Below are 13,896 nucleotides of genomic sequence, written 5' to 3' on the forward strand. Positions count from 1 at the left end.
GATAATCATCTAATCATTCCTCAGCATCTTCTTCTTCAATATTATCATAGAATGGCGGTTTTAATCATTCCTCAGCATCTTCTTCTTCAATATTATCATAGAATGGCTGTTTAATGCATCTCCATACTGAGGTGTCACCATCTTCATCATAGAACTTTTGGAATTCGCATCCAGGAGCAATCAATACATTGAAATCAGTAACTTCCTCGCTTTTGCCAGTGTACAATATTTTTTGGCCTTCATATATCATTATCTTATGCAATATTGGGAGATTGGATTGGAAATTAGGATCTGTGCATGCTCGCAGTGGCATTTTTGCTGTAAATATTCCATCTACAGCCTCATTTTCCATGAATTCATAATCTGAACGGATAAAGAACATGTAATGATTGTCAAGTTTCACTGAATTGCTCTTCAATGTAGCTAAAGTTTGTTCAAGTGAAGCAATAAACGGATTTTTTGCCTTTTCCTTAAATAGGCCTATAAGTGTGGAAGCGTTGACTATGATGGAATGCTCAGTTTGTGGATTGATGATGATTGATGAGAATGTGTCGCCAAATCCATACAAGATCTTGGCAAGATCTCTCATATTCATTATGATATGGTCTTTCTTAAGCTTGATTTCCTTCATGATTTCCTTTCTTGTGAATGCTACAAGCGCTCTTTCATTGTCGTTGACACTAAGTGAAATGAAATTGAATCCAAGTGGAGGCACAGGCTTAATAACATCTACAACGCTTTGGTCTTCAATATTAAATACCTCTTCCTTTTCCCAATGAATTGGAATGAATAGTTTAGCCTCTTTGAGTAGTCTGAAGAATTCCTCCTCATCTGCAATGGTCATCATGCCGGGCTCTATTAGCATTATGTCTTCCAGTTCGCTGTTGTCTATTTCAATTTCTGCATTAACATTATAGTTGTCTATGATTTCATTCATTGCATTCACCTTTTCCACTTCTGATTAATGATTTGTATTTTAACTTAAAAATAGTTTGTTAAAATGTTTTAATGATTATTATAAAATGAATGCATATTTTTTAAAAATAGATTTTTGGGCTGAAACTTAATATTAATATTTTTCTTTATAAAATCTTTAAAAAAACTACTTTTTTTAAAATTAGAAACTTTTTTATATATGTCAAAAATAGAGTATATTTGTGGTTTTAAAACCACAGAAATATCGGAGTTAATCATGTCTTTTTTAAACACAAAAACTGGTAAAAAGTACAGAGTGGTTGAATTAGATAAAGGCATATACTGCCTAAGCGATATTTTAGGAGGAAGAAAGACTTAAAGTCTTGTAGTTTGTTAGGTGATTATCAAGATCTATGCATCTTGCCCTAATAAAATTAGAAATGAAAGTCAGCTTAATGCTGTGCTTCAAGAGATTTTAGGCGAATCATTAATGGAATGGATATATAGAAAAGATTTCTTCAAATCTCTAAAGAAATTGGATAAAAGCGTTTTATCTCAATTATTGAAGAAGATTAAACAAATCTTTCAAAATCCTGATGTGGGCAAGCATTTGTCTTCTAACCGTAAAGGTCAGCAAGAAGTTTATCTTGCAGATTCATTCAGGTTATATTATTCATTTTGTAAAAAAGAGAATAGAATTGAGTTCCTTGAGTTTTCACACAAGAAACATCAATGATATTTTTCTTTTTTTCTTCCTCTTTTCTTGTTTTTGTTTCTTTTTTTAAAATTTTTTTGAAATATTTTGCACCCTAAAATTAAAGTTTAAAAAAGCAGTGTTAATTAATTAAAGGGAAATTTTTTGGTGATGTGTATGGTTTTTGAGAATTCCCCCTTTAACATATGTTTTTTTGATGTATGTTATAGTTTGTAATAATTAATATATAAACTTTTTGTTTTTATATTACAAATTTATTTATTATTAAATTTTAAATTTTTTTAATTTATTAAATAAGGATATTTTATTAAAAAAAGTATTTATATTATTTTAATTTTATTATTTTTTATTAATAATAATTTTTTATTAAAAATATTGATTATTTATTAAAATCATAATTAAATAATTATTTTAATTAATTATTACAAAATTATTTTGATTATTTTTATTTTAATTCTTTTTATTTTATTTATTTTGCTTTAAAGATAATATAAACTCTATATAATTATTTATTTTAGATTTTAAGATTTAAAATTAATCAAAAGTTATATATGCTAATATTAATAAACTTTTTATTATATTTTTGAATAGGGTGATGATATGAACAACATATATTTATCAAAATCAAAGTATTGCAGATGTGTGCAATGTCAAAAGATTCTTTGGTTAGAAAAGTACAAACCCGATTGTGCAAAACCTGAGGATAAGACAGTTATTTTTGAAAACGGTCATAAGGTAGGTGAACTTGCAAAAGGATTGTTCGGAGATTATGAGGACATTCCATTTGACAAGACAATCACTCCAATGATTAAACAGACAGAGGAGCTAATGCCAAAAAAGCCAAATGTCATTACAGAAGCTTCATTTGATTATGATCACAATTTCTGCAGTGTGGATGTCCTGAAGAATGATGTCGACGGTGTGGAAATCTATGAGGTTAAGAGCTCTACAAAAGTAAAGGACATCTACTTGGATGATGCTGCATACCAATACTATGTATTGTCCAATCTAGGATACAATGTAAAGAAAGTCTGCATTGTATATGTTAACAATGAATATGTTAAAGGAGAACTTCCTGTTGAAGATGAATTGGACCAATACTTCAATATTGAGGATGTGACTGATATAGCACTCTCAAAGCAGGATGAGATTCAAAGCAACATTGATGAGATAAACAGATTCATGGAACAGTATGGCGAGGACAACGAACCTCCTACATGTCTGGAACTGAAATGCTTCAATCCTTATGATTGCGATTTCTGGCAGTACTGTACAAGAGACTTGCCAAAACCTAATGTCTTTGATGTGGCAGGAATGTGGAAAAGCAAAAAGTTCGAGAAATACAATGAAGGAAAAGTGTCTTTTGAAGATTTATTATATGAGGACTTGAATCCAAAATATATAGAGCAAGTGGATTTTGAAGTAAATGATAAGGAGCCTAAAATCAATAAGGCAGCTATTGCTAGAACTTTAAACTCCTTGGAATATCCATTGTATTTCATTGATTATGAAACATACAACCAACCTATACCTGAAGTGGAAGGAACCAAGCCATATCAGCAATTGCCTTTCCAATACTCTTTGCATATCATTGAAGAGGAAGGAGCTCCAATAGAACATAAGGAATTTTTGGCGGAAGTTGATGATGAGGATTTCATAAGGACTTTTGCAGAAAGCATGATAAGCAATCTTCCTGAAGACGGAAGCGTGATTGTATACAATAAGTCATTTGAATCAAGCGTAAACAGGAAAATAGCAGAGCTCTATCCTGATTTAGCGGATGAAATGGCTAGGATAAACCATAATATGGTGGATTTCATGGTTCCATTTAAAAACAGAGATTATTATATGAAAGAAATGGAAGGGTCCTATTCAATCAAGTATGTATTGCCTGCACTATACCCAGATGATCCTGAATTGAATTATGATAATTTGCCTTTGGTTCACAATGGTGGAGAAGCTTCTGAAACTTTTGTCGGCTTGAAGAGCAAGTCAAAAGAAGAGCAAGAATCAATAAGGAATGCTTTGCTGTTATATTGTGGACTTGACACTTATGCTATGGTAAAATTATGGGAGAAATTTATTGAAGTTATACAATAATGCTATAATTTTAATGCAATGCTTAAAATATATTTTTTGGATATGTAAAACAAATGCCTTTATGAACAGAATGAAATCGGTTAAAAGAGGATTTATATAATGTAAATTGTTTATTGTTGATGAATACTAGAAAATACGTTTTGGGTAGCTATGGCACTTCTGCTAACGGACACAGGGAGAATAAGTTTTCACAGGAGTACATGGCTATTCAAAGGAGATGAAAAGGATAGGATTAAAAAGATAATCCTATCATTTACTTTTCTCAAATAATTAATTTTTTTACTAATCTTATATGTTCCTTAATTTTCTTGATGTAAGTCTCTTAAATAATTTTCTAATTTAATAGTTTCTTCAAGTAAACCAACAATATTTACTATATGATCAAAATTATCAATATTTAATAATTCTCCCTTATGTTCTTTAAACCATTTATTTATTACTTTATATCCTCCAATTTGGTAGTTCCATACATCTTCAGGAATTCCTAATATTTGTTTGCGTTTATTAAGGTGGAGAATTCCTTTTTTATATTTTATAGAGCCTATTTCTAAATCATCAGAATTATTAGGTTCAAGTATCAATTGTGCAGGTATTTTTGAATCCATCAAATGTAGTTTTCGCAACTTAGAACCTGTTGCTATATATTCCTTAAATAAGTCTTCACTAACGAAAAAGGCCTTATCTTCATTTTCTATGCTTTTATCATTTATTACAGGTACTCTTGGGAAGTCTTTGCATAAATATTCTTCGTACTGTTCGGAATATGTTGGATCGTGAAGAATGCCATAAACATAATCAAATACTTCTATTGGAGAAGGTTTTTCTTGAATATATTCTGTTAATTTATTATAAGTTTTTTCATCGATATTAGCGTCCCATGTTTCTACACCTCGTTCATCAGTTGATACTAAATACAATGGTGCAACATAAGTTATTTCACACTTAGCTGAAAACAAACGGTGAGCAATTATTTTCTTTGAGACAAATGGTGAGAAAGATTGTGTTGATGTTCTGCCAAATACCAATCCTATGTTCTCACCTATTGGAGAAGTAGGTTTAGCTAGTAAATGTCCCATTGTGCTTTTTTCACGAGGCCAAAGAAGCCAACCACAAGAATTTCCTGTATAATAAGTCCAACGTGAATCGAAAGGTCTATATGAAATTTCTGTTATTTTTCCATTAGAAATCACATCTTCTTTGATTTTCTGTGCGCTCTGTCCACGACTAAATTTAGTCCATAAACTTAGAATTTCGTTATCATCTGTGGCATGTTTAACTTTATCCATTCTTTCAATGAGTATATCTCGTGTTGGAGCTAAGGCGACTTTGTCTTTTCCTGACTGAACTCCTGTAACATTGGTTGGAAACAATTCAGTTATACTAACTCCTGCATCATAATATTCCTTATCATCACTTCCAAATGGAACAAAGTATGCCATTTTTTTATCTATTGTCAACTCAGTGAAGTCTAAACCTCCTTTTTCTAAGGTATTTAACTTATAATCTTTTGTACCCCATAAATCAGTATAATATACTTTTGCCCAATCGTCTGTATCTGTTTTTTTAACTCCGATGAAAAGGGACACACCCACCATTATGTCAAATATATTTTCATCTTTTTCACCGTCAGGAGTGGTTTCCTGTTTATTTGCACTTCCATGTAGGTTTACAATCCAAATTTTATCAAATGTTCTTAATAAGCTTCCACGCATTCCTCTAAATGTAGGATTTTGTAAATAACCATTATTTGAAACGAAAGCAAGAATTCCACTATCCTCTTTATTTATGATTTGTTCTGCGAAATGGAAGAATTTTACATAATCATCATTCAACAAATGTTTCTTTTCGCCGAAATCAGTAATTCCATCAGTTTCTTTTTTGTATGTAGAAATGTCATAAGGGTTTGAAGATGTGGAAAGCCATGGGGGATTCCCTATAACAACTTTTATAGGGCGGCGTGCCTTCCAAGTATCTGCATGATATGCTTCATCAGTTATTGCTGCTGAAAAATCGAACAAAGTCAGTTGTTCTCCTCTTTCAGTATTTGACATAGGTGGAGCAAGAGAATTAGTCAGAAAAATATTTATAGGTAACTGAGCATAAGGAGCATGACCTAATGTTGATTTCACCATACGGCGCAACTTAAGGTGTGCGACAACATAGCTAGTCATCATAATCTCAAAACCAATAACACGAGACAATAATCCGTTTTTGTCTTGAATGTACTCTTCATAAAATGCTTCTCTTCCATCAGAAAAGTATTTGTCCTTAATTACTTTAATTATCTCTGCTCCAAATGAACCTGTTCCACATGCAGGGTCAAGGATAGCTATGCGAGGCACTATAATCTCCTCTTCTGTCACCCATTTTCCTTTTTTAATTTCTTTTGGTTTGCATGGAACGATTGTTGATATTTGTTCATTATTTGAGAGACCTTTATCAACATTTAGTTCATTCACCAGAATTTCATCCACCATATTTACCAGATAGTGCACTGTTTGAACAGGAGTGTAGAAAACACCTAAATCTTTCCTTAATTTAGGGTCATAATATGTAAGAAACTCTTCATAAAAATGAACGATAGGGTCATTGTGGTCATCTTCTGCAAGTAAAAGTGATATATCACATATTTTATATAGTTCACATAACTTATCTACAACATTATCAAGAGTTGGATGTGTTTTTCCTGTAGTAATGTGTGTAAAGAATTGTTTCAACAATTCAGACTCTTCTTGCAAATTGCCGAGAGCTTCATATTTATTAAATGTGTCCAATGTTTTATCATTGTATCTTGCAATGAAAAGTCCGTATACTATAGTCTGAGCGTACATGTCTGAAAATTTTTTTGTTTTCATTGAAGGATCTAATTCAGTCTTGATTTTATTGTAAAGCCCATATAATTCCAGAAACATTGGAAGTTTCTTCTGTGTATCATTAAGTAAAGGCATTCCTTTTTCATCTTCTTTTAGTATTCCTTTAACGATACTACGAATAGACTGCCCATGAATAGCCATATATTCAGCAAGTTTAGTGGATGATTTGATTTGTGTTGGGTCCTTAAGCAGAAAATCCTTTAATAAACTTATAAATAAATCAACATTTTCTTTATTAAGACTTAATTCTCCATTTTTTAACTCCAAAAGTTGTATTTCAGCATACATTTCAGTATTGCCATCACACCAGAATTTCCACTCCAAATTGTCAGTTAATATGGCATTGCCGAAGCTATTTACTTCAATTATTATTTGTGATTTTGCGCGTTCGTCAATACCGCCAATCTTCTTAACTTCTATTCCGCCAAATGGTTCTATTTCAGTTACTTCGCTTTCATTATGCCACAATTTAATATCAATGTTTTCTCCTCTTTTACCTATTCTTTGACCTGATAAATCTCTAGCGGCACAGCCAAATTCAGTAATCATTTTGATGATTGGAGGATTATAAGAAGATTCAACATTTCCAAGTTCATATGCTTCGCGAACTTCATTGTAGTATTCTTTAATAATTGCTGAATATTTTTTGTCCATATTTACACCCGTCATATATGCTTTTTTTTGATATGGTTTTACTTAATTTAACATTATATTTTTCTTATATATAATAACTTTGTAGAATAACTTTATTTATATCATATATTAAAGAAAATAATATTTTTTCATAAAATGCATCTGTTTATTTTTTCTAATTGTAGTGACTTATTTTTTTATATATTTTAAGTGATTATATGTATAAAATGATGAATTAATGCTAGAAAATTTTATTAAAACAAGGGAGTTATCTTTAAGAACAAAACATGGATATAAAAATTCTCTAATAAATATACTTTTTTCAAAAAGATTCTTTTACCAACTTATTAAAAGAAGCAGATCATAAGAGGAAACTGGGATTCGATGAAAAATAGCAAATTAAAAATCATATGATAAATTATTTAAAATTAATTTAGACTATTTAAATAGCTATTTTGGAAAAATAAATAAATCATCTGGGTTTAGAAAGGCAAAAACTTATAATGGATTTAGAAGTCATATGTTAAGAAAATTCTATGGCTCTACATTATATGATGCTGAAAATGAATTAAGTTTAGATGAAATTAATACTTTACAAGATAGAAAGAAAGATAATACACATTCTTCTTATTTTATGGAAAATCTTAAAATTCATACAATTTTTGAATATTACTTTTCAATTGCTCTTACAAATATTTTATTTTATATAAATATCATATTAATGTTTAGGTGATAATTATTTATCAAGAATTCATCAAAAATCAATCAAAAAATAAATTTATGAAAGTAATTAATTCAGATGATAAAACTTTAAGTACAAATATCAATATTTTATTGGCTTTTTTAAATGAAAATTTTATTACTAAAACTATTATTGACGAATTAAGGTTAAATCCTAATTATAACCCTGAATGGAATTTCACTCAATTAGGTGGTATGCATGGGTCTGTTGATCTTAATTTACCTAATGATGAAGAAGGTTATGCTGCATTGTCATTATCTATTCTAGAGAAATATGTGAATGATACAAGGTCTTTAATTAATTTATTTTATAGATTTGTTAGAAAACAGCCTATTAGATATTTTAATAATATTTTTACTAAAAAATTGATGGAATATATAGATATGAGAATAGATGAAGGAAATATTATTCTTTATATTTTAAACAAATACAAAGTTTATTGTGAGTGGTTCAATAAAGAAGAATTAATGCAAGAATATATGAATAACACTATTAGAGGAGAGGATTTATTAACTAGGGATTTGAGAAAATATTTATTTAATCAAGGTATTGATTTTCCATTTTCAGAGCCAAGCACTCCCTCAGGGAAACCGGATTTAATTTATGGTATTGATACTCAAGATCCATTGGCATTAGAAGTTAAATTATTTGGAGGTCAAAACAATTATAACAAAGATTATATTAAGAAAGGCTTTAAACAAGCATATCACTATGCAAAAGATTATAACAAAGAATATGGTTATTTGTTGATTTTTAATTTAGGAGAAAATATTTTATCATTTAATTTAAACAATAAAGACGACTTTCTATCGGTTCAATATGGTAATAAGATTATTTTTTTAATAGTGGTTAATCTGAATATTAATAAATCTGCAAGCCAGAATAAAAATTTAGAAAATGTTATTATTGATGAAAATTATTTAGTTTCATAGGAGGATTTTTAATGAAAATTGATTTTAAGGGATTAAATGAATTATCAAAAAGAGCAAAAAAACTTGATGGAGAGAATATTGTTTCTATAGATGAATTATTTTCAAAAGAGTTTTTAGAAAAATATTCTGCTTTCTCCAGTTTTGATGAAATGATTGATATGTCTGGTTTTAAATTAGAAAATGAAGAGGATTTTTCTAAACTTTCTGAAAATGAAGATTGGGAATTTTTTATTATAAAAAATACCTCATTTAATTCATTTGAAGAAATGGAAAATGAAGCTGCTAAAGAATATGTTTTTAATCAACTTTTCAAATAATTCTTTTTTAGAATTTTAAAAACATTTAAAAACTTAATACTATAACAAACTGTTCTATCCAAAATCTCCATCACACATCTCTTTATAAAAGCAATATTTACATAAAAATCCTTTTTCTTTCTTGAAATAATTCTTATCAATAGTCTCATACAAATTATCAACTATCGTCTCCACATAATCAAAGTCACCATCACCAATATCCTCTTTTGACTGTGACTTGAAGTAATCTCCACTATGAGAACCAAAATTAGCTATTCTATATGCGGCAGAACTTGTAAAGTAAATTCCTGCAGAGACAACATTAAGATCAAGATACTTGGATTCCAATAATATCTTATAAACACACAATTCCAATTTATATTTGTCAATATTCCTTGGCTTTCCGGTCTTATAATCAAAGATTATAAGTTCATCCCTACTATTCTTTATGACTATATCAACGATTCCATTCATATTGCTCTCATCATCAACAATGTACTCCTCAACGCTAAAGATCTCATAGCCATTTGAATATATGTCCTTGAAGAATTTCTCCAATCCACGTATATGGTCTTCCAGTTTTTCATCATATTCAAGGTTTAAGAACACATCATCAATCTCGTTTCCTTCCATTAATTCAATAGCTATTTCTTCAGCTATTTCATGAACTTCTGTTCCAAGGAGCATGTATTTATTTGCCTCTTCAGTTATCTCATCAATGTATCTGTATTTGAATTTACGAGGACATTCAATGAATGTATTGATTTTGGATTTGGATAAAGTCAATTTATTTGCCATAAGTTCACACCCTTTAATTATAACTATTGTTTTAATTGTTTAATAAAATTAAACTTTTTTTAACTTTTTCTATTTTTCCACTAAGTTTAAATACTAATTAATTTAAATTAATAATTAGACTTTATTTTAAAAATAAAACTCAAATAACTATCAAAATAAAAAATTAAAACTATACAATCATTATTTTCATATATGGTAAACTATACATAAAAAAATATAAAATCAAAGCAAAATAAATGATTATAATTTACATTTTAATTATATTATCTTAATTTAATTATTAAACTACAATCAACTTGTAAAATTGATTTTAAAGTGTAAATAACTCTTTAATTAACCAATAAGTTTATATGCTACTTTATTAATAGAATGCAACTATAAGGAGGAGAAAAAAAGTATTGGTGTAAAAAGATGAAGAGAATAGATAAGCCTGATGATAAATTTAGAAAAATAAGCCATAGTCAGCTTGGAAAGACAGTGCATAAATACTTTGGGCTTCCAGGCAAATTCATCGGAACCCTATTGAATGAAATACCAGATGGGGAAAATAAGGAAAAGAGAACTGATGGTGGATACAAGGTGGAATTGGATGGTGATGAAATGATAATTCTCATAGAGGATGAGAGTTCTGGAGTGAATAAGGAAGAATTATTGAAAATCTTCGGATACTCTGTAACAATGAGATATCTTTCTTCTTTGCCTGTCTTTTCTGTAATCACCACAACCGTTCCATTAGAGGGATGCGATCAGTATGTTTTCTCATCACCAACAAACAAGTTCTTGCCAATCATTATATCCTTCAATGAATTTGATGGCAATCAAAGATTGGAAAAAGCCAGAATTAAGGTAAGGAATAATGAATGGTGGAATGATGTTGAAGGGTATGACTTGGTGAACATTCCAAAGATGTTTGATGATGGAAACGACATGATTCTGGAAGAGGTTTGTGTATTGTTTTCTAAAATGAGAATGGAGAATAAATATATTAAATATGCATTGGGCAGATGTTTGAGATGTATGATCAGTAAGTACGCAATCACATTGGATGATGTGGCTCGATTGGAAGGAGTGATAGATATGTTTAAGTTGAAAGGAGATGCAGATGCTTATCTTGAAGAGATTCGTGAAGAAGGTAGAGTTGAAGGTAGAGTGGAAGGTAGAGTGGAAGAGAGAGTGGATTTGGCTAGAAAAATTGCTGAAAGATTAGGTATGGCTGAAGCTGTTGAAATCAGTGGATTAAGTGAAGATCAAATTCTAAACAGTCCGTAATCTTAATATGGATTGGAGGATATGGTTTTCCAATATGTTTGAGATGTATGATCAGTAAGTACGCAATCACATTGGATGATGTGGCTCGATTGGAAGGAGTGATAGATATGTTTAAGTTGAAAGGAGATGCGGATGCTTATCTTGAAGAGATTCGTGAAGAAGGTAGAGTGGAAGGTAGAGTGGATTTGGCTAGAAAAATTGCTGAAAGATTAGGCATGGCTGAAGCTGTTGAAATCAGTGGATTAAGTGAAGATCAAATTCTAAACAGCCCTTAATCAAAAACATTTATTAACTCCCATTACAATACTACTATTAAAGTAAAGGGAGGAATTAATATGCAATGCCCATTCTGTGGAGAACATGTAACAGGTGGAGACTTGACCTGCCCACATTGCGGAGCGGATCTAAGCTCCTTCGATGACGAATGTCCTTTTTGTGGTGTGCTTATAGATAGTTCTGAAATTCTTTGCCCTAATTGTGGGGTTAATATATGCGAGTATTGGTACGGTGAACGCTAATGGATAGGAAAGACATAATTATCATAATTCTCTCACTCATAATAATAGCTCTTCTAGCTATTGGCGCCTATAATCAGGCTAGAGAAGATCAAATCATATACCACACTGTAAACATAACAGATACATTTTCATTGGATGTTCCAATATCTGACAATGTAACAAAGACTCAAGTAAGCCCACATATGCATATTGTAAACGATTCCCAAAATGGAATTGAGATAACATCATTCAATATGGGAAATGAATCTACATTTGACCTGATAGAGGATGGGTCCCAATACATATACACACAGGAATCATATAAGCTTGGAGCTGAACAGATCACCTTGTCCAATCATACCGTATGGTACAATAGAAAAGATAAAAATTACATTGCATTCTTTTCTCCAGAGAATACAAATGACAATGTAATAATTGTATGCAAGGACAATGAAACCATGGCTCGTATGATCAGCACAGTCAGATATTGATTTTTTTCACTATTTTTATAATATTATAATCAAATTAAAATATTGTATGAACTTGAAATATTAAAATAAGGCTGTAAAATTAGAATTAAATTAAACTAACTAATTTAAATACTTGTTTCAACAAATTAAGATTAAACAATAATTTGTTGGAGGTGTTAAGGCAGTATTTCATATTTATGATTGCATTTTCAAGAATATCTTTGACACCTATCCTCAAGGGATATTGGACATTGTCAATGATGTGATTGCAGAAAACTTTCCAGAGCTGATTATGGACTTTTATCCAAAGGCATTTTGGAACACTTTTCCCCAAGAGATTCTTAATGCATGTCCTGATGATTTAATGAAAAACGATTTGTTCAGATTCAATTTCAAGCAGAAACTGGAAACTGAATTTTTCACAAAAGATGGAAAAAGATTTATTCCGGACTGTCCCTTTGACACTTTCGAGGATTTGGTCATTGGCCTTGAGTTCCAGTCATCAAGATTGGATTATAAAAGAAAAACAGTGTTTTACGAATATCAGGCCAATTTACATTTTAAGCATAAGAAAGATGTACGAATGGTTGTTTTTAGCACGGTTCACAATAATCACAAACTTTTCAGACATAGGGTAGGTCCTTGTGAAGAGTTTACTATGCTTATAATATCGTTAAAGGCTTTAAATCAAAAACAAACTTTAAATAATAGTTTATATAAAATAAGAAACAAGTTTAGGTTGTCAGATAAGGAAAAGGCTTTGTTTTTAGCAAGTCCGATGATGGATTCAAAGAATAAGGCTGAAGCTATAAATGTGCTTTTGAATAATTTTTACGGAATAAATGATATCTCTCATGAGGAATATGAGGATATGATCAAGATTGTATTGATTTATGCCAATAAATGGTGTTATAAGGAAGTTGAAAATAGTTATGGAGGTTCTGATATGGTTGTTTTGACTCCTGGCGCTCAAAAGCTTTATGAAAGATTAGTGAATGAAGGTATTGAGCAGGGTATTGAGCAGGGTATTGAGCAGGGTATTGAGCAAGGTATTGATATCATTGCTGTTAATATGATTAAGGAAGGTTTTTCATTGGAAGACACTTCTAGAGCCACAGGTTTGCCTAAAGCCAAGATTGCCCAGTTATGCAAATCTAAATAATTCTTTTTTAAATTTTTTCTTTTTTTACTTTTATATCATTGCAAACTTTTTTTAAAGAGCATTGGATTCAAAATGCTTAGATTTAATCCCTTTTGAAAAATTTTGATTAGAACATTACTTTCCACATGCTCTTGTTTTTTATTTATAAGCAATTAAATCCAACATTAATTTACATATGGTTAACTTTTTTTTAAAATGGGTTAATTTATTTAGGAGGCTTTCTATGAGAAGAATAGATGAATTAACTTCAGAAATCAATGAAGCTACCTTGCAACTGCAAATCATAAAGGAACAGATGAGCAAGCAATTCAAGGAAATCTGGAAACTTCAATGCAATAAGGAAATGGGAAAGGAGTACGATAAGGAAAGATATGATGATTTGATGTACAATCATAAGCTGCTTCAAATGAAAAGAAGACAGTTGATCACACATATAAATTACTTGAATAAAGAGTTCTTTGAAGTGTTGATGTAGATTACCTATTGGATTTAAT

13 protein-coding genes are annotated in these 13,896 nt (G+C 30.2%); 10 read left to right on the plus strand and 3 right to left on the minus strand.

Going from position 1 to position 13,896, the window contains the following annotated elements; genetic code table 11:
- Positions 1–64: 64 nt before the first annotated feature.
- The gene (locus tag QZU90_RS03060; protein ID WP_296855485.1) at positions 65–937 is read right to left on the minus strand and encodes an SseB family protein; all 873 of its coding nucleotides are present in this window, start codon (positions 935–937) and stop codon (positions 65–67) included.
- A 375-nt stretch (positions 938–1,312) separates the two neighbouring features.
- On the opposite strand from QZU90_RS03060, the gene QZU90_RS03065 reads away from it, so the two are divergent.
- Together QZU90_RS03065 and QZU90_RS03070 are read left to right on the plus strand one after the other, a co-directional pair.
- Positions 1,313–1,651, plus strand: a complete 339-nt coding sequence (locus tag QZU90_RS03065) for a type II toxin-antitoxin system RelE/ParE family toxin (RefSeq protein ID WP_296855487.1) — start codon at positions 1,313–1,315, stop codon at positions 1,649–1,651.
- Between the two features lie 579 nt (positions 1,652–2,230).
- Positions 2,231–3,730 (plus strand): DUF2779 domain-containing protein, encoded by a 1,500-nt coding sequence (locus tag QZU90_RS03070; RefSeq protein WP_296855489.1) that lies wholly within the window; start codon positions 2,231–2,233, stop codon positions 3,728–3,730.
- A 299-nt stretch (positions 3,731–4,029) separates the two neighbouring features.
- Here the strand turns inward: QZU90_RS03070 and QZU90_RS03075 are convergent, their stop codons facing one another.
- Positions 4,030–7,257 carry a type ISP restriction/modification enzyme gene (locus QZU90_RS03075; RefSeq protein WP_296855490.1) on the minus strand — a complete coding sequence of 1,076 codons (3,228 nt, stop codon included), beginning with the start codon at positions 7,255–7,257 and terminating at the stop codon, positions 4,030–4,032.
- A gap of 759 nt (positions 7,258–8,016) precedes the next feature.
- Between QZU90_RS03075 and QZU90_RS03080 the strand changes: the two genes are divergently transcribed.
- A complete protein-coding gene (locus QZU90_RS03080; protein ID WP_296855491.1) occupies positions 8,017–8,910 on the plus strand; it encodes a hypothetical protein in 894 nt (297 codons plus the stop codon).
- A gap of 11 nt (positions 8,911–8,921) precedes the next feature.
- The gene (locus QZU90_RS03085; RefSeq protein WP_296855492.1) at positions 8,922–9,227 is read left to right on the plus strand and encodes a hypothetical protein; all 306 of its coding nucleotides are present in this window, start codon (positions 8,922–8,924) and stop codon (positions 9,225–9,227) included.
- Positions 9,228–9,281: 54 nt separating this feature from the next.
- On the opposite strand, the gene QZU90_RS03090 is transcribed toward QZU90_RS03085, so the two are convergent.
- Positions 9,282–10,004: a PD-(D/E)XK nuclease family protein gene (locus QZU90_RS03090; protein ID WP_296855494.1), complete on the minus strand. Its 723-nt coding sequence runs from the start codon at positions 10,002–10,004 to the stop codon at positions 9,282–9,284.
- A gap of 411 nt (positions 10,005–10,415) precedes the next feature.
- Between QZU90_RS03090 and QZU90_RS03095 the strand changes: the two genes are divergently transcribed.
- The 6 genes from QZU90_RS03095 to QZU90_RS03120 all read left to right on the plus strand — a co-directional run bounded on the left by QZU90_RS03095 (position 10,416) and on the right by QZU90_RS03120 (position 13,877).
- Positions 10,416–11,273 (plus strand): hypothetical protein, encoded by an 858-nt coding sequence (locus QZU90_RS03095; RefSeq protein ID WP_295604840.1) that lies wholly within the window; start codon positions 10,416–10,418, stop codon positions 11,271–11,273.
- A gap of 47 nt (positions 11,274–11,320) precedes the next feature.
- A complete protein-coding gene (locus tag QZU90_RS03100) occupies positions 11,321–11,548 on the plus strand; it encodes a hypothetical protein (protein WP_296855496.1) in 228 nt (75 codons plus the stop codon).
- Positions 11,549–11,608: 60 nt separating this feature from the next.
- A complete protein-coding gene (locus tag QZU90_RS03105) occupies positions 11,609–11,791 on the plus strand; it encodes a zinc ribbon domain-containing protein (RefSeq protein WP_295604836.1) in 183 nt (60 codons plus the stop codon).
- Positions 11,791–12,261, plus strand: a complete 471-nt coding sequence (locus tag QZU90_RS03110; RefSeq protein ID WP_296855498.1) for a hypothetical protein — start codon at positions 11,791–11,793, stop codon at positions 12,259–12,261. The genes QZU90_RS03105 and QZU90_RS03110 overlap by 1 nt, the downstream gene beginning before the upstream one ends.
- A gap of 223 nt (positions 12,262–12,484) precedes the next feature.
- Entirely contained in the window at positions 12,485–13,402 is a 918-nt protein-coding gene (locus QZU90_RS03115; protein ID WP_296855500.1) for a hypothetical protein, read from the plus strand.
- A gap of 223 nt (positions 13,403–13,625) precedes the next feature.
- On the plus strand, positions 13,626–13,877 hold the full coding sequence (locus QZU90_RS03120; RefSeq protein WP_295604831.1) for a hypothetical protein: 252 nt from the start codon (positions 13,626–13,628) through the stop codon (positions 13,875–13,877).
- The last annotated feature ends 19 nt before the right edge of the window (positions 13,878–13,896 follow it).

Source organism: uncultured Methanobrevibacter sp. (assembly GCF_902784195.1).
Classification (GTDB): domain Archaea; phylum Methanobacteriota; class Methanobacteria; order Methanobacteriales; family Methanobacteriaceae; genus Methanobrevibacter.